We start from the raw sequence: 16,789 nt of genomic DNA, 5'->3' as shown, positions 1-16,789 counted from the left end.
AGGACGCATATGGCCAAGAACCCCGCCGCCGCCGGAATGGTGCCCGACCTCAGCAAGTTGTCTGAGGTTCGTGGCCGCCTGTTTTTCCTGCTCGGGGCCATCCTGGTATTCCGGATCGGTAGCTTCATACCGGTTCCGGGGATCGATCCCGCGCAGATGTCCGCGCTGTTCGATCAGCAGCGCGGCACCATCCTCGACATGTTCAACATGTTCTCCGGGGGTGCATTGGCGCGGTTGTCGGTGTTCGCGCTCGGCGTGATGCCGTACATCTCGGCCTCGATCATCGTCCAGTTGCTGTCGGCGACGGTGCCGTCGCTGAAGGAGCTGAAGAAGGAAGGCGAGTCCGGACGTCGGCAGATCACCAAGTACACCCGGTATGGCACGCTGGCGTTGGCCACCTTCCAGTCGATTGGTGCGTCGTATGCGCTGCAGAGCAGCGGGGTGGCGTTCAATCCGGGGATCGGCTTCATCTTCGTCGCCTCGGTGAGCCTGATTACCGGCACCATGTTCCTGATGTGGCTGGGCGAGCAGATCACCGAGCGCGGCATCGGCAACGGCATCTCCCTGCTGATCTTTGCCGGCATCGTTGCAGGGTTCCCAAGCGCGCTGGCGGGCACCGCGCAGCTGGTGAGCGAGGGTTCGATCAGTGGTTTCACCGTCATTGTGGTGTTTGCGCTGGTGATTGCGATCACCTACGGCGTGGTGGTGTTCGAACGAGCGCAGCGTCGGATTCCCGTGCATCATGCCCGCCGCCAACAGGGCCGCAAGGTGTTCGCTGCCCAGACCCAGCACTTGCCGTTGAAGCTGAACATGTCCGGGGTGATTCCGCCGATCTTCGCCAGCTCGATCATTCTGTTCCCGGCATCGATCGTGCAGTTTGCCGGCGGGGATACCCCAGGTGGTGTCCTGCAGCAGGTGGTGAATGCGCTGTCACCGGGCAATGCGCTGTACACCCTGTTGTACGCGGCGTTGATCGTGTTCTTCTGCTTCTTCTACACCGCGCTGGTGTTCGACTCGCGGGAAACCGCTGACAATCTGAAGAAGTCGGGTGCGTTCGTGCCCGGGGTTCGCCCCGGTGTGCACACGGCCCGCTTCATCGACAACGTGCTGACTCGCCTGACGGTGGTTGGCGCGGCTTACATCACCGTGGTCTGTCTGTTCCCGGAGATTCTCCGGTCGTTCTACCCGGGGATTCCGTTCTATCTCGGTGGCACCTCGCTGTTGATCACCGTGGTGGTTGTGATGGACTTCATGGCGCAGCTTCAGGCGCACTTGATGTCGCATCAGTATGAGGGTTTGCTGAAGAAGGCAAACCTCAAAAATCCAGGCGCCGGGATGCTCCGCTGAGGCGGCGCACCCAGGTCTGTTCTTTCTCTCGAGGTTGATATGAAAGTCCGTGCTTCAGTCAAGAAAATCTGCCGGAACTGCAAAGTAATCCGTCGCAACGGCGTAGTGCGGGTGATCTGCACTGACCTGCGGCACAAGCAGCGGCAGGGCTGATCCCAAGTTGATTTCTGGGGCATGACTGAGTACAGTCCCGCCCCTTTTTCGAAAAGTAGCGCAGCAAGTCTCAGGAGTTTCGCGCATGGCACGTATCGCGGGGGTCAATATCCCGGATAAGAAGCACGCAGTCGTCGCCCTTCGCGCCATTTATGGCGTGGGGGCCACCCGTGCAAAGCAGATCTGCACGGCGGCGGGTATCGATCCGACGATCCAGATTCGGCAACTGACCGAAGAAGAGGTCGAAAAGCTGCGTGCAGCTGTCGGTGCCTTCGTGGTGGAGGGCGACCTCCGTCGTGAGGTGTCGATGAGCATCAAGCGCCTGATGGACCTTGGCTGCTACCGCGGTCTGCGGCATCGCCGCGGCCTGCCGGTACGTGGCCAGCGCACCCGGACCAACGCACGGACCCGCAAGGGCCCCCGGCGTGCGGTCAAGAAGTAATCGCTGTATTGATCAAGGCATAAGTACATGGCAGCCAACACGGCCTCCGCGCAGAAGCGCAAGAAAGTTCGCAAGAACATCTCCGATGCGGTGGCGCATATTCATGCGTCATTCAACAACACGATCGTGCTGATCACGGATCGGCAGGGCAACACGATTTCGTGGTGCACCGCCGGTGCCTGCGGCTTCAAGGGTTCTCGCAAGAGCACCCCGTTCGCCGCCCAGGTGGCGGCTGAACGTGCCGGCACCGCTGCTGCGGAGCACGGCGTCAAGAACATCGAAGTGCGCGTGAAGGGCCCCGGCCCGGGACGCGAGTCGGCCGTGCGCTCGTTGAATGCCGCCGGTTTCAAGATCACCAACATCACCGACGTTACGCCGATTCCGCACAACGGATGCCGGCCGCCCAAGCGTCGTCGCGTCTAAGCACAGGAGCACCAGAGATGGCTCGTTATATTGGTCCCACGTGCAAGCTCAGCCGTCGCGCTGGCACTGACCTCATGCTCAAGAGCCGCGCCCGCGCGCTCGACAGCAAGTGCAAGCTGGACACCCCCCCGGGGCAGCACGGCGCTCGCAAGATGCGTCTGTCCGACTACGCCCTGCAGCTGCGCGAAAAGCAGAAGCTGAAGCAGATGTACGGCGTGCTGGAACGGCAGTTCCTGAATTACTACAAGAAGGCGTCCACCAAGAAGGGCTCCACCGGCGTGATCCTGCTGCAGTTGCTGGAACAGCGTCTGGACAACGTGGTCTATCGCATGGGGTTCGGCCGCACCCGCGCCGAAGCCCGTCAGCTGGTCGGCCACAAGGCGGTGCGCGTCAATGGCACGCTGGTCAACATTCCGTCCTACAGCGTGCAGGCCGGTGATGTGGTGGAAATTACCGACAAGTCGCGGAATCAGGGGCGCATCGTCGAATCGCTGTCGATCGCTGCGCAGATCGGATTCCCCGATTGGGTGGATGTGGACGAGAAGGGCCTGAAAGGGACCTTCAAGACCGTGCCCACCCGGGACCAGATCCTTCCGGACATCAACGAAAGCCTCGTGGTCGAGTTGTACTCGAAGTAATCCACGGGCTCACCGTTAAACTGAGGTGGTTGCGTTATGCAGAATGTCGTCGCTGATCTATTGAAACCGCGCCTGGTCGATGTCGAGACCGTGAGCCCTTATCGGGCCCGCGTCACGCTCGAACCGATGGAGCGTGGCTTCGGCCACACCCTCGGTAACGCCCTGCGGCGGATCCTGCTGTCCTCGATCCCCGGCGCGGCCGTGACCGAAGTGCAGATCGAAGGTGTGGTCCACGAGTACAGCGCGCTGGAAGGCGTGCAGGAAGACGTGCTCGACATCCTGCTCAACATCAAGAACGTGGCGGTTCGCCTGCACAACCGTGAGGAAGTGTCGCTGCGGATCGAGAAGTCGGGCAAGGGCCCGGTGACGGCCGGCGACATCAAGGTCGACCACGACGTCGAGATCGTCAACCCGGAACTGGTGCTGGCCCATCTCACCGGTGGCAAGCTCAACGCCACGCTGAAGATCACCCGTGGTCGCGGCTACGTGCCGGCGACCAGCCTCGAGCGTGAGGAAGAGACCCGTGGCGTTGGCGTACTCAAGCTGGACGCGTCCTACAGCCCGGTCCGCCGCGTCAGCTACGGCGTTGAGCGTGCCCGCGTCGCCCAGCGCACCGACCTCGACAAGCTGGTGCTGGATGTCGACACCAACGGGAGCGTCGAGCCGGGTGAAGCGGTGCGGTTGGCTGCACGCATCCTGCGCGACCAGCTGGCGGTGTTTGTCGACCTTGAAGCCGAGGCCGCAACGCAGACCAGCACCGCTACCAAGACGGATCTCGCCCCCATCCTGTTCCGCCCGATCGACGATCTGGAACTGACGGTGCGGTCGGCAAACTGTCTCAAGGCCGAGAACCTGTACTACATCGGCGACCTGGTGCAGCGCACCGAGATCGAACTGATGAAGACGCCGAACCTCGGCAAGAAGTCGCTCAACGAAATCAAGGAAGCGCTGCGCGCCCAGGAACTCGAGCTTGGAATGAAGCTCGACAACTGGTCGTCGCCCAAGACCGTTGCCTAACGGTTAGCGTCGGCATACAGACAAGGAACAGACCATGCGTCACACCATTGCCGGCCGCGCGTTCGGCCGTAGCCCCAGCCACCGCAAGGCGACGATGCAGTCGATCGCCGTGGCCCTGATCAAGCACGAGATGATCAAGACCACCGTGCCCAAGGCCAAGGAACTTCGCCGTTTTGCCGAGCCGCTGATCACGCGCGCCAAGCAGGACAGCGTGCATAACCGCCGTATCGTGTTCAGCCGTCTGCGTGACCGTGATGCGGTGCAGAAGCTGTTCAACGACCTGGCACCGCGTTTCAACGCGCGGCCAGGGGGCTACACCCGCATCATGCGGTGTGGCTTCCGTGCCGGCGACAATGCCCCGATGGCCTACATCGAGCTGATCGACCGCAAGGCTGCTGAGGCTGCACCGGCGACCACGGACGCTGCTGACGCCTGAGTCGGCGGTAGCGGTTCCACGAAAGGCACCTTCGGGTGCCTTTCGTGTTTTCGGAGCCGATGTCGTGGGGCATACATGCGGGCGTCGGGATGCTAATATTAATGCTTCGCATTTGCGGCAAGGATGTCGCCCCATTCCGGATACCGGCAAGGACCTGCAGTGAAGTCGTTGACCCTCATGCTCATGCGCTGTGGCGCCGCGGGACTTCTTTACAGCAGCGTCGTGGCAGCGGCGCCGACCGCGACGGTGGAACGCGCCATCGACGAGCAGACCGCCATCGAAGCCGCAGCGCAGGCCACCCAGGCGCGGATCGACCAACTCGATGACCGCGCCCGTGCGGCGGTCGAGGCCTATCGTGAAGCGCTGCAGGCCACCGACAGCCTCAAGCGTTACAACGACCAGATGGCGCTGCAGTTGCAGTCGCAGACCCGTGAACTGGCTTCGATGGGCGATCAGCTCGAAGAGCTGGACGTCACCGCGCGCGAGATCGTCCCGTTGTTGCAGCGGATGCTGGACACCCTGGTGCAGTTCGTGGCGCTTGATGCGCCGTTCCTGCAGCGCGAGCGCCAGGACCGGCTGGACACGCTGCAGGCCCTGATGGTGCGCGCCGATGTCTCGGTGGCGGAGAAGTATCGCCGGGTCACCGAGGCCTACCAGGTCGAGATGGAATACGGGCGCACCCTGGAGGCCTATCAGGCGCCGCTCGGGGGCGATGACGAGCGCGTGGTGCAGTTCCTCCGGGTCGGGCGCATCGCCCTGCTCTATCAGACGCTGGATGGCGATGAAACCGGCTATTGGCACCCCGGCGAGCAGGGCTTCGTGATGGACGATCACTACCATGCTGCGGTGCGTGATGGTCTCAAGGTCGCACGCAAACAATCGGCACCGCAGTTGCTGACGTTGCCGCTGCCCGCTGCCGGAGCCGGCTCATGACGCGCGCCATTGTCGCCCTTGCCCTGACGTTCTGCAGCCTGTCCCTGATGGCGGCCGAGCCGGGCGCACCGAAGAGTATCGACGAATTGCTGGCGCAGACGCGCGCGGTCCGTGCCGACGAGGCGCGCGCCAATGCGGCCCGGGTTCAGCGGTTCATTGACCAGCTCGATCAGCAGCAGCGGCTGCAGGCCGAGGCCGAGGCGGCGCGTGCCGCGGAGGAACGTCGAGCCGACCGGCTGTCGACCGAATTTGATGCCAACGAACGCCGGCTCACCGAGTTGCAGCAGCAGCTGGATGCCAAGGCCGGGCATTTGGGCGAAATGTTCGGGGTGGTGCGCCAGGTGGCCGGGGATGTCAGTGCGGTGGCGATGAACTCACTGGTCACCGTGCAGTATCCCCAGCGGCAGGCGCCATTGACAGCGCTGGCCAACAGCACCCGTCTGCCGTCCATCGAGGCGCTGGAGACGCTCTGGTTCGAAATGCTGCGAGAGATGAACGAGAGCGGCAAGGTCGCCCGGTTCCAGGCCCCGGTGGTGGCGCCCGATGGCACTCGCAGCACGCTCGATGTGCTGCGTGCCGGCAGCTTCAACGTGGTCGCCGACGACCGTTTTCTCAGCTACCTGACGGGTGAACAGACGCTGACGACACTCGCGGCCCAGCCGGAACGGCGCTTCCGCCGTCTGGCAGAAAACCTGTTCGAGGCCCGCGACGGCATGGTCGAAACGGTGATCGATCCCACCCGCGGGTCGCTGCTGTCGGTGCTGGTGCAGACGCCCGGTTGGCGCGAGCAGGTTCAGGCCGGCGGGCTGGTGGGCTACGTGATCCTTGCGCTTGGCCTGTTCGGGCTGGTGATTGCCGGCGAGCGGTTCTTCGCGCTCGGCGCTGTCGATCGCCGGGTGCGCGCACAGCGGCAGCAGCTGACCCAACCAACCGATGACAACCCACTCGGCCGCGTTCTGAACGTCTATCACCGTGATCCGCACACCGATCATGAGACGCTGGAGCTGCGGCTCGACGAAGCCGTATTGCGGGAGATCCCGGCGCTCGAACGACGCCTGCCATGGCTGAAGATTCTGGCGGCGGTGGCCCCGCTGCTGGGGCTGCTGGGCACCGTGACCGGGATGATCCTGACGTTCCAGCAGATCACCCTGTTCGGCACCGGCGACCCGAAACAGATGGCTGGCGGCATTTCCCAGGCATTGGTTACCACCGTGCTCGGCCTGGTGGTAGCGATCCCGATGGTCTTGTTGCATAGCTGGTTGTCCGGCCGCAGCAAGGATCTGGTGCAGGTCCTGGAAGAGGAAAGCGCCGGGCTGATCGCCGAGAACGCGGAGCGCCACCGTGTCTGAACTGCTGCGCCCCCTGACCGATATCCGTGATTTCGTCGAGCTCGGCGGGCCGGTGGTGCAGGTGTTGCTGGTGGTGGCGATCCTGCTGTGGACGCTGATCCTCGAACGGGTGATCTACTACCGTCGCGCGATGCCGGCCGAGCTGGCGCGCATCGAAGCCGACTGGCAGGCGCGCGGCGATCATCGCTCGTGGTTCGCGCACAAGATCAAGCAGGGCTGGGTCTCCGCTGCCACCCGACGTATCCGCGGGCCGCTGCCACTGATCAAGGTGCTGGTCGCCCTGTGCCCGATGATCGGCCTTCTGGGCACGGTGACCGGCATGATCCAGGTGTTCAACGTGATGTCTGCGCTGGGCACCGGGAATGCCCGTGCGATGGCCTCGGGTGTCTCCGCCGCCACCCTGCCGACGATGGCGGGCATGGTCGTCGCCATCTCCGGGCTGTACTTCGTGTCCCGTTTCGAGCAGGTGGTGGAGCGGGAATCACACCGCCTCAACGACCACCTCGTCACCCACTGAGGCGCCGATGGCCCGCAAGCGCAACCGCAGCGATGATGAGGCCGGTATCGACCTGACGCCGATGCTGGACGTCGTCTTCATCATGCTCATCTTCTTCATCGTCACCACCTCCTTCGTCAAGGAGACCGGCATCGATGTCAGCCGTCCCAGCGCCAAGACCGCCGAGCGCAAGGAGAAGGGCAACATCCTGGTCGCCATCCGTGACAACGGCGAAGTCTGGATCGACAAGCGCAGTATCGACCTGCGGGCGGTGCGGGCCAACATCGAACGGCTGCATGCCGAAAATCCGGAAGGCGCCGTGGTCATCATTGCCGACCGCGGCTCCGAGACCGGCGTGCTGGTTCAGGTCATGGACCAGGTTCGCCTGGCCGGTGTCGACAACATCTCGATTGCCGCCACCGATCCACAGGGCGGCGGATGAGCGCCACGCGGGTCCTGTCGGCGCTGACGATGGCCGTCGTGGTGGCTGCCGCCCTGTTCTGGCTGATGCACTATCTGGTGCTCAGCCCGGGTCGGGAACGGACCGCCGTCGAACCTTTTGCGGGGGTCGACTTCGTGCGGGTACCCCGGGAGACCCGACTGGAGACCCGGCAGCGGGTCAAACCCGAACGGCCTCCGCCACCGAAGAACCCGCCGCCGCCCAAGCTGCGGGTACAGGCCCCCGCGCCCAGCCCGCAACAGGCGCCGGCACCGTTCAACATGCCCCGGCTGGATCTGGCCCCGAATATCGCCGGTGGCCCCTTCCTCGGCGGGTTTCAGGCCGGCGACCTGAGTGGTGACGGCGAGCTGATTCCAATCCTGCGGATCGCGCCGCAGTACCCGAGGCAGGCAGCGCGCGAGGGTCTCTCCGGCAGTGTCACGGTGGAGGTGGTAGTCGGCCCGGACGGCCTGGTCCGCAGCGCCCGCGTGCTCAAGGCCAGCCCGCGCGGGTACTTCGAGCAGGCGGCACTGCAGTCGGCGCGGCGCAGCAAGTTCCGGCCGCGCATTGTCGACGGTCAGCCGGTCGAACAGACCGGCACCTACGACATTGTCTTCAGCCTGGAGGGCACCTGATGCGGCGCCGCGCGATCGGGCTGCTGCTGCTGACCCTGGCCGCGCCCGCGCAAGCCGAGCGGCAGGCGCGCGGCAGTCTCGGCGAGGCCACCTATCGACAGCTCGACCGGGCGCAGACCCTGATGGCGGAGGATCAGCATGCCGATGCCCTCACCTTGCTGCAGCCGCTGGTCGAACGGGCCGGCAATGACTACGAGCGCGCGGTCGTGCTGCAGACCCTTGGTTACCTGTATGCCGATCAGGGGCAGTATGCCCGGGCCATTCCGCCCTTCGAGCAGGCGTTGGCGCTGGACGCGCTGCCGCAGCAACCCTACGAACAGATGCTGCTGGCCCTTGGCCAATTGCTGTTCGCGGAAGGCCGAATGGATGCCGCGATCGCCCGGTTCGAGCAGTACTTCAGCGAAGCCGGCAGCGATGCCGGCGCCGATGCCCATCTGATGCTCGCCAGTGCCTACGCCGACCGCAAGCGGTTCCGCGACGCCTTGCCGCAGGTGGACGCGGCCATCGCCAAGGCCAGTGCGCCCAAGGCCAGCTGGTACCAGCTGAAACTGGGGCTGCACTATGAACTCAAGCAGTTCCCCGCCTGTGCCGAGACCCTGGTGGCGCTGATCGCCCTGGTCCCGGACGACCCCCAATACTGGCGGCAGCTGTCGAGCGTGCTGTTCGAGATCAAACGCGACCGTGCCTCGCTGGCGGTGCTGGCGTTGGCGGCGCGCCAGGGGTTGCTCACGCAGGCGTCGGAGATCCGCAACCTGGCCAGCCTCTACCTGCTGCTGGAGATTCCGCAGAAAGCCGCGCAGGTGCTCGACGACGGTATTGCGCGCGGCATCCTGGCGTCCGACGAGGCCACCCTCAGCCGGCTCGGGGAAGCCTGGATCGCGGCACGCGAGTACGGCCGGGCCGACGACGTCATGGCGCGCGCCGCGGCGATGGCCGCGGGCGGTGAGCGGGCCCTGCGACTGGCGCAGGTCCGAATCGAGGACCAGCGCTGGGCGGCCGCCCTGGAGGCCCTCGATCAGGCCTTGCAAAAAGGCGTGCCGAAGCCGGGCGAGGCGCAGTTCCTGCGGGGCGTGGCGGCCTTCGAGGCCGGTGATCTGCAGCGCGCCGAGCAGGCCTTCACCGCCGCCATGGCACACCGTGAACGTCGCCAGGATGCGCGGGACTGGCTGGCTCACCTGCGCCAGCGGGCGGCCGAGACGGCTGCCGCCGCGGGGTCGCCTGGCTGATCCGCTTGAAACCGGCCGGTGGCCCCGGTAGCTTCGACAGGTTCCCGTCCTCTCAGGCGCGCGCCGGGTCACCGGCCGTGGTGGTTGTCTTCATGCGTCTCGCCATGCTGTTGTTGAGCCTCTGTCTTGCCCTGCCGGTGGCGGCAGAGCAGGTGCTGCGGCGGGGCAACGGTCCGGATGTCGAGACGCTGGATCCCCACCGGATCGAGGGGGTCGGCGCCTCTTCGGTGGTCCGTGACCTGTTCGAGGGGCTCACCAGCAGCGGGCCGGACGGCGCGCCGATACCCGGCGCCGCGCACGACTGGACCATCGCCGATGACGGCTTGCACTACCGGTTCTTCCTGCGCCCCACCGCCCGCTGGAGCAATGGGGACCCGGTGACCGCCGCCGATTTCGTCGCCGGCTTGCGTCGCAGTGTCGATCCAGCGACCGGTTCCAACTACTCGCAGATGCTGGCCCCGATCCGCAACGCCACCGCCATCATCGCCGGCGAAGCGCCGGTCGACAGTCTCGGCGTGGTGGCGGTCGACACACACACCCTTGACCTGTTTCTCGATACCCCCACCCCCTATCTGCTGGGGCTGTTGTCGCACTCGTCGGCCTATCCCGTGCACCGCCCCAGTCTCGCGGAATGGGGCAGCGGGTTTGCGCGCGCCGGCCGGCTGGTGGGCAATGGTGCCTACCGCCTGCAGGACTGGGCCTTGCAGTCGCATATCGAGCTGGTCCGCAACCCGTACTACTGGGACGATGCCCGGACCCGCATCGACCGCGTGTTCCATGTCTCCACTGAAGACATCAATTCCGAATTCAAGCGGTACCGGGCTGACGAGCTGGATCTCACCTATACCCTGCCATCGGCGCAGACCGCCTGGGCGCGCGCCAATCTGCCGGGCGAGCTGAAGATCCACCCCTACCTCGGGGTGTACTACTACGGTCTCAACCTGACCCGCCCGCCGCTGCGCGACGACCCCCGCTTGCGGTTGGCGCTGACGTTGGCGGTGGACCGCGACATCATCACCACCAAGGTGTTGGGCAACGGTGAGGTGCCGGCCTACACCTGGGTCCCGCCCGGGGTTGACGGCCACGTGCCGGCGACGCCGGAGTGGGCTGGCTGGACCCGCGAGCAGCGTCTGGCGCGTGCGCGCGAACTGTATGCCGCCGCCGGCTACGGCCCCGATCACCCGGCCGAGGTCGAGATCCTCTACAACACCCAGGAGGATCACCGGAAGATTGCGACGGTCATCGCCGCCATGTGGAAACAATGGCTGGGGGTCAACGCCACCTTGCGCAATCAGGAGTGGAAGGTCTATCTGCAGTCGCGGCGACAGCAGGTCGACACCCAGGTGTTTCGGGCCGGCTGGATCGGCGACTACAACGACCCCAACACCTTCATGGAGATTCTCCATTCCGGCCATGGCCTCAACGACGTCGGCTATGCCAATCCCGCGTTCGATGCGCTGCTCGACGCCGCCAGCCGCGAGACCGATCTGTCGCAGCGGGCACGGCTGATGCACGATGCCGAGCAGCAGATTCTGGCGGATCTGCCGGTGCTGCCGATCTACTTCTATGTGACCAAGCGGCTGGTCAAGCCTTGGGTGAAGGGGTGGACCGGCAACATCATGGACCACCATCCGACGCAGCGGCTGGCCATCGAGGGGCGCCCGCCATGATCGGTTTCGCGTTGCGGCGTCTGGCCTCGGCGGTGCCGACACTGCTGGTGCTGGTGGTGTTGGCGTTCTGCATGATGCGGGCGGCGCCGGGCGGGCCGTTCGACAGCGAACGGGTGTTGCCGGAGGAGGTGAAGGCACAGCTCGAGGCCGCCTATCGGCTTGACCTGCCGTTGTACGAACAGCTCTGGCGCTATCTGGCCGATGTGCTGCGGGGCGATCTGGGTCCGTCCTTCCAGTACGCCGAGTACAGCGTCAACGAACTGATCGGGCAGGGCTTTCCGGTGTCATTGCAGCTGGGTCTCGGTGCCCTGCTGCTGGCCTTGCTGGTGGGCGGTAGTGCCGGCATCTGGGCGGCGGTGCGCCAGAACCGGACAAGCGATCACGCCGTGATGACCATCGCCATGACCGGCATCTCGGTCCCCAACTTCGTCGTCGCGCCGCTGCTGATCCTGCTGTTCGCCGTCACCCTCGGCTGGTTGCCCGCCGGCGGCTGGGAGGGTGGCTGGAAGAGCCGGGTGCTGCCGGTGATCGCACTGGCGCTGCCGCAGGTGGCCTATGTCGCCCGGTTGATGCGCGGCTCCATGATCGAGGTGCTGCGTCAGCCGTTCATCCGCACCGCTCGCGCCAAGGGGCTGGCCGCGCATCGGGTGCTGTTGCGTCACGCCCTGCGGCCGGCCCTGTTGCCGGTGTTGTCATACCTGGGGCCTGCCGCCGCCGGCATCATCACCGGCTCGGTGGTCATCGAGCAGATCTTCGGCATCCCCGGGCTCGGCCGCTACTTCGTGCAAGGTGCCCTGAACCGCGATTACAGCCTGGTGATGGGCGTGGTGATCTTCTATGGCGTACTGATCATCGCCTTCAACTTCCTGGTGGATCTGCTGTATGGCGTCCTCGACCCACGGGTGCGGGCATGACCGCCGCCGACCCCACCGTCGGCCGCAGCCTCTGGCAGGATGCTGCCCGTCGCCTGCGGCGCAACCGTGCCGCCATGGCCGCCACCGTGGTCCTGACGGTGATCGTGCTGCTGGTGATCGTGGGGCCGTGGCTGACGCCGTTTGCCTACGATCACATCGACTTCGATGGCGAGTGGGGCGCGGCCCCGTTCACCGCCGGCCACTGGTTCGGCACCGATACCCTCGGCCGCGACCTGTTCACCCGCACGCTGCACGGCGGGCGCATTTCGCTGATGGTCGGCGTGGTGGCCACCCTGGTGTCGCTGCTGATCGGGGTCAGCTGGGGGGCCATCGCCGGCTATGTCGGGGGTCGCGTCGATGCGGTCATGATGCGCATTGTCGACATCCTCTACGCCATGCCCTTCATGTTCTTCGTGATCCTGCTGATGGTGCTGTTCGGGCGGCATCTGGTGCTGATCTTCGTCGCCATCGGCGCCATCAACTGGCTCGACATGGCGCGTATCGTCCGCGGACAGACGCTCAGTCTCAAGCGCCGTGAATTCATCGAGGCGGCGGTGGTCGCCGGCGTTCGCCCGGCCACCATCATCCGGCGCCACATCGTGCCCAACCTGCTCGGGGTGGTGGTGGTCTACGTCACCCTCACCATTCCACAGGTCATTCTGGTGGAATCGTTCCTCAGCTTTCTCGGCCTCGGGGTCCAGGCGCCCGCCACCAGCTGGGGTGCACTGGTGGATGAGGGCGCGCGGGAGATGGCGCGCACCCCGTGGGCACTGATCTTTCCCGCGGTGTTTCTTGCCGCCACGCTGTTCTGTTTCAACTTCATCGGGGACGGGCTGCGCGACGCGCTGGACCCGAAAGACCGATGACCCTGCTCGACGTTCGCGATCTGGATGTCCGCTTTCACACCGACGACGGCGTGGTGTCGGCGGTGAACGGCCTCAGCTTCCGGCTGGGCGCTGGCGAGACGTTGGGCATCGTCGGTGAGTCCGGCTCCGGCAAGTCGCAGACAGCGCTGGCCATTCTCGGGCTGCTGGCCGACAACGCCGAGGTACGCGGGCAGGTGCTGTTCGATGGCGAGGACCTGTTGCGCGCACCGGCGGCGGTACGGCGGGCGGTGCGCGGGCGCCGCATCGGCATGGTGTTCCAGGACCCGATGACCTCGCTCAACCCCTATCTGCGCATTGGATTGCAGATGGCCGAAGTGTTGGAAACCCACCAGGGTCTCGGCCGCGCCGCGGCACTGGCCGAGGCGGCGCGCATGCTCGACGCGGTACAGGTCCCCGACAGTGTCCGGCGTCTGCGGGCGTACCCGCATGAGCTCTCCGGCGGTCAGCGACAGCGGGTGATGATGGCGATGACCTTGTTGCCGCGACCCGCGCTGTTGCTGGCCGACGAGCCCACCACCGCGCTGGATGTCACGGTCCAGGCCGGGCTGTTGCGGTTGCTGGGCGAGCTGCAACGCGACCTCGGGCTCGCCATTCTGTTCATTACCCATGACATGGGCGTGGTCGCCGAGGTCTGCACGCGGACCCTGGTGTTGTACGGCGGCCAGTGCATGGAACAGGGCACCACCGCCGATCTGCTGGCAGCGCCCCGGCACCCCTATACCGCCGGGCTACTGGCGGCGCGACCGCGGCTGGACGGGGATCGCCACCAGCCCCTGTACACACTGCCGGGGCAGCCGCCCGATCTGTCGCGACTGCCGCCAGGCTGTCCGTTCGCGCCGCGCTGTCCGGAAGTGGTCGACCGCTGCCACATCGAACGCCCGCGCTTGACCAACGATGCCCGGCCGGTGGCCTGCCACCTGCGAGCCCCGGGCGGGCCGCTCAGCGCTTCTTCAGCAGGGGCTTGAGGAAGCGCCCGGTATACGAGCGTTTCACCGTCGTCACTTGCTCCGGTGTGCCGCTGGCCACCAGCTCGCCACCCCCGCTGCCGCCCTCCGGGCCGAGATCCAGCACCCAGTCGGCGCGTTTGATGACGTCGAGATTGTGCTCGATGATCACCACCGTGTTGCCATGGTCGCGCAGGCGTTCCAATACCTTGATCAACTGCGCCACGTCGTGGAAGTGCAGACCGGTGGTGGGTTCGTCGAGGATGTAGAGGGTGGCGCCGGTGTCGCGGCGGGACAGCTCCTTGGCCAGCTTGATGCGCTGCGCTTCGCCGCCGGAAAGCGTGGTGGCGTTCTGCCCCAGCGTGATGTACGACAGCCCGACATCCATCAGGGTGCTCAGCTTGCGGTGCAGCGCCGGCACGGGCTTGAAGAACTCGCAGGCGGTTTCCACCGTCATGTCGAGCACTTCGTCGACAGTCTTGCCCTTGTAGCGGATCTCCAGTGTCTCGCGGTTGTAGCGGCGTCCGTGGCAGGTGTCGCAGGTGACGTAGACATCCGGCAGGAAGTGCATCTCCACCTTGATCACGCCGTCACCCTGGCAGGTTTCGCAGCGGCCGCCCTTGACGTTGAAACTGAAGCGTCCCGGCGTGTAGCCGCGGGCCCGCGATTCGGGGACGCCGGCGAAGAGGTCGCGGATCGGCGAAAACAACCCGGTGTAGGTGGCCGGGTTGGAGCGCGGGGTGCGGCCGATCGGCGATTGGTCGATGTCGATCACCTTGTCCAGGTGTTCGAGCCCGATGATGTCGTCGCAGGGCGAATGATGGGAGGCCGCACCGTTGAGGTGGCGGGCAGCCCAGGCCTGCAGGGTGTCGTTGATCAGGGTCGATTTGCCTGAGCCCGATACCCCGGTGACGCAGGTGATCAGGCCGATCGGAATATCGGCGTCGACATTCTTGAGATTGTTGCCGCGCGCGTTGCGGATGCCGATCTGTTTGTCGGCGTGCCATTTGCCTCGCTGCTTGGGCACCGGTATCGCCTCGCGGCCCGACAGGTAGGCGCCGGTGACCGAGCCCTCGGTTGCGGCCACGACATCGGGCGTGCCCTGGGCGACGATGCGTCCGCCATGGACACCGGCGCCGGGGCCGATATCGACCACATGATCGGCGTGGCGGATGGCATCCTCGTCATGCTCCACCACGATCACGGTGTTGCCGAGGTCGCGCAGGCGGAACAGGGTTTTCAACAGGCGCTCGTTGTCCCGTTGGTGCAAGCCGATGCTGGGTTCGTCGAGCACATACATGACGCCGACCAGACCGGCGCCGATCTGGCTTGCCAGGCGGATGCGCTGGGCCTCGCCGCCCGACAGTGTTTCGGCGCTGCGTGACAGCGTCAGGTAGTCGAGTCCGACATTGTTGAGAAAGCCGAGGCGGGCGCTGATCTCCTTGAGAATCTTCTCGGCAATCTCGCCCCGGTGGCCCGGCAGGGTCAGCGTGCCGAAAAAGGCTTCGGCATCACGGACCGACAGCTGGGTCAGTGCCGGCAGCGTGCGGTCCGCCACGAACACGTTGCGGGCGGCGCGGTTGAGACGGTCGCCGCCGCAGTCGGGGCAGGCCTTCTGCGAAAGGAAACGCGCCAGCTCCTCGCGCACCGCATCGGAGTCGGTTTCGCGATAGCGCCGTTCGAGGTTGGGAATGATGCCCTCGAACTTGTGGGTGGAGACCCGTTTGCGCCCGCCTTCATCGGGGTACTCGAAAGCGATCTTTTCATCGCCGCTGCCGTACAGGATCACTTGCCGGTGCTTGTCGGCGAGGCGGTCGAAGCGCTTGTCCGGGTCGAACCCATAGTGGGTCGCCAGTGACTGAATGAAGTGCCAGTAGTATGGATTGCGCTTGTCCCAGCTGCGGATGGCGCCCTGTGCGAGCGACAGTTCCGGGTGGGCCACCACCCGCTCGGAATCGAACACCTGCAACTGGCCGAGCCCGTCGCAGGTGCTGCACGCGCCATGCGGGGCGTTGAAGGAGAACAGACGCGGCTCCAGCGCCTCCAGCGCATAGCCGCAATGCGGGCAGCTCATTCTGGCCGAGAAGCCGATCGGCTCGGCATCGCTGTCGCCATGGGGTGCGATGGTGGCCAGCCCGTCGGACAGCCGCAACGCGGTCTCGAAACTTTCGCTCAGGCGTTGCTTGAGGTCGTCGCGCACCTTGAAGCGGTCCACCACCACCTCGATGTCGTGCTTCTTCTTGCGATCCAGCACCGGCACTTCGTCAAGCTCGTAGACGGTGCCGTCGACCCGCACCCGCACGAAGCCCTGGGCCCGCGCCTGCTCGAACCATTCGGCATGTTCCCCCTTGCGGCCCCGCACCACCGGCGCCAGTAGCATCCAGGCCGAGCTCTCGGGCAGTGCCATCACGGTATCGACCATCTGTGCCACCGACTGCGCCGCCAGCGTCACCCCGTGATCAGGGCAACGCGCGGTGCCGACGCGGGCGAACAGCAACCGCAGGTAATCGTAGATTTCGGTGACCGTGCCGACCGTGGAGCGCGGATTGTGGCTGGTCGATTTCTGCTCGATCGAAATGGCCGGTGACAGGCCTTCGATGGTGTCGACGTCCGGTTTCTGCATCATGCTGAGGAACTGTCGTGCATAGGACGACAGCGACTCGACATAGCGGCGCTGGCCCTCGGCATACAGGGTGTCGAACGCCAGGCTCGACTTGCCGGAGCCTGACAGGCCGGTGATGACGATCAGTTTGTCGCGCGGCAGATCCAGCGAGATGTTCTGCAGGTTGTGCGTGCGCGCGCCGCGAATGCGGATCGAGTCCATAGGGAGCTTTGGGTAG

General features: G+C 65.6%; 18 protein-coding genes. 17 read left to right on the top strand and 1 reads right to left on the bottom strand.

All coding sequences use genetic code 11. The annotated features are described in order from the left end of the window. Positions 1–9 precede the first annotated feature (9 nt). The 17 genes from secY to JN531_RS03230 all read left to right on the top strand — a co-directional run bounded on the left by secY (position 10) and on the right by JN531_RS03230 (position 13,970). Positions 10–1,347, top strand: coding sequence for a preprotein translocase subunit SecY (gene secY / locus JN531_RS03310; protein ID WP_228347435.1), 1,338 nt, complete (start codon positions 10–12; stop codon positions 1,345–1,347). Between the two features lie 39 nt (positions 1,348–1,386). After that, positions 1,387–1,500 carry a 50S ribosomal protein L36 gene (gene rpmJ / locus JN531_RS03305; RefSeq protein ID WP_029888787.1) on the top strand — a complete coding sequence of 38 codons (114 nt, stop codon included), beginning with the start codon at positions 1,387–1,389 and terminating at the stop codon, positions 1,498–1,500. Positions 1,501–1,585: 85 nt separating this feature from the next. After that, positions 1,586–1,942 carry a 30S ribosomal protein S13 gene (gene rpsM, locus JN531_RS03300; RefSeq protein WP_228347434.1) on the top strand — a complete coding sequence of 119 codons (357 nt, stop codon included), beginning with the start codon at positions 1,586–1,588 and terminating at the stop codon, positions 1,940–1,942. Between the two features lie 27 nt (positions 1,943–1,969). Continuing rightward, the gene (gene rpsK / locus JN531_RS03295) at positions 1,970–2,365 is read left to right on the top strand and encodes a 30S ribosomal protein S11 (RefSeq protein ID WP_228347433.1); all 396 of its coding nucleotides are present in this window, start codon (positions 1,970–1,972) and stop codon (positions 2,363–2,365) included. A gap of 17 nt (positions 2,366–2,382) precedes the next feature. After that, entirely contained in the window at positions 2,383–3,003 is a 621-nt protein-coding gene (rpsD, locus tag JN531_RS03290; RefSeq protein WP_228347432.1) for a 30S ribosomal protein S4, read from the top strand. A 36-nt stretch (positions 3,004–3,039) separates the two neighbouring features. Further along, positions 3,040–4,020, top strand: a complete 981-nt coding sequence (locus JN531_RS03285) for a DNA-directed RNA polymerase subunit alpha (protein WP_228347431.1) — start codon at positions 3,040–3,042, stop codon at positions 4,018–4,020. 34 nt (positions 4,021–4,054) lie between these two features. Further along, positions 4,055–4,456, top strand: coding sequence for a 50S ribosomal protein L17 (rplQ, locus tag JN531_RS03280; protein WP_228347430.1), 402 nt, complete (start codon positions 4,055–4,057; stop codon positions 4,454–4,456). A gap of 159 nt (positions 4,457–4,615) precedes the next feature. After that, on the top strand, positions 4,616–5,389 hold the full coding sequence (locus JN531_RS03275) for a DUF3450 domain-containing protein (RefSeq protein WP_228347429.1): 774 nt from the start codon (positions 4,616–4,618) through the stop codon (positions 5,387–5,389). Continuing rightward, the gene (locus JN531_RS03270; protein ID WP_228347428.1) at positions 5,386–6,738 is read left to right on the top strand and encodes a MotA/TolQ/ExbB proton channel family protein; all 1,353 of its coding nucleotides are present in this window, start codon (positions 5,386–5,388) and stop codon (positions 6,736–6,738) included. The genes JN531_RS03275 and JN531_RS03270 overlap by 4 nt, the downstream gene beginning before the upstream one ends. Beyond that, positions 6,731–7,255, top strand: a complete 525-nt coding sequence (locus JN531_RS03265; protein ID WP_228347427.1) for a MotA/TolQ/ExbB proton channel family protein — start codon at positions 6,731–6,733, stop codon at positions 7,253–7,255. Before JN531_RS03270 ends, JN531_RS03265 begins: the two co-directional genes overlap by 8 nt. 7 nt (positions 7,256–7,262) lie before the next feature. Continuing rightward, positions 7,263–7,676: an ExbD/TolR family protein gene (locus JN531_RS03260; RefSeq protein WP_228347426.1), complete on the top strand. Its 414-nt coding sequence runs from the start codon at positions 7,263–7,265 to the stop codon at positions 7,674–7,676. Beyond that, positions 7,673–8,308 (top strand): energy transducer TonB, encoded by a 636-nt coding sequence (locus tag JN531_RS03255; protein WP_228347425.1) that lies wholly within the window; start codon positions 7,673–7,675, stop codon positions 8,306–8,308. The genes JN531_RS03260 and JN531_RS03255 overlap by 4 nt, the downstream gene beginning before the upstream one ends. Beyond that, a complete protein-coding gene (locus JN531_RS03250; RefSeq protein ID WP_228347424.1) occupies positions 8,308–9,534 on the top strand; it encodes a tetratricopeptide repeat protein in 1,227 nt (408 codons plus the stop codon). Before JN531_RS03255 ends, JN531_RS03250 begins: the two co-directional genes overlap by 1 nt. A gap of 92 nt (positions 9,535–9,626) precedes the next feature. Further along, the gene (locus JN531_RS03245; protein WP_228347423.1) at positions 9,627–11,204 is read left to right on the top strand and encodes a peptide ABC transporter substrate-binding protein; all 1,578 of its coding nucleotides are present in this window, start codon (positions 9,627–9,629) and stop codon (positions 11,202–11,204) included. Next, complete coding sequence (gene oppB, locus JN531_RS03240) at positions 11,201–12,118, top strand: oligopeptide ABC transporter permease OppB (protein ID WP_228347422.1); 918 nt, start codon at positions 11,201–11,203, stop codon at positions 12,116–12,118. The genes JN531_RS03245 and oppB overlap by 4 nt, the downstream gene beginning before the upstream one ends. Continuing rightward, entirely contained in the window at positions 12,115–12,984 is an 870-nt protein-coding gene (locus JN531_RS03235) for an ABC transporter permease subunit (RefSeq protein ID WP_228347421.1), read from the top strand. Before oppB ends, JN531_RS03235 begins: the two co-directional genes overlap by 4 nt. Then, a complete protein-coding gene (locus JN531_RS03230) occupies positions 12,981–13,970 on the top strand; it encodes an ABC transporter ATP-binding protein (RefSeq protein WP_228347420.1) in 990 nt (329 codons plus the stop codon). The genes JN531_RS03235 and JN531_RS03230 overlap by 4 nt, the downstream gene beginning before the upstream one ends. Here the strand turns inward: JN531_RS03230 and uvrA are convergent. Continuing rightward, positions 13,945–16,773: an excinuclease ABC subunit UvrA gene (uvrA, locus tag JN531_RS03225; protein ID WP_228347419.1), complete on the bottom strand. Its 2,829-nt coding sequence runs from the start codon at positions 16,771–16,773 to the stop codon at positions 13,945–13,947. The genes JN531_RS03230 and uvrA overlap by 26 nt on opposite strands. Positions 16,774–16,789 lie beyond the last annotated feature (16 nt).

Origin of the sequence: Flagellatimonas centrodinii (genome assembly GCF_016918765.2) — a bacterium.
GTDB classification, from domain to species: Bacteria; Pseudomonadota; Gammaproteobacteria; order Nevskiales; family Nevskiaceae; genus Polycyclovorans; species Polycyclovorans centrodinii.
Note: the sequence above shows the minus strand (reverse complement) of the source record. Positions and strands in the feature narration are given on the sequence as shown.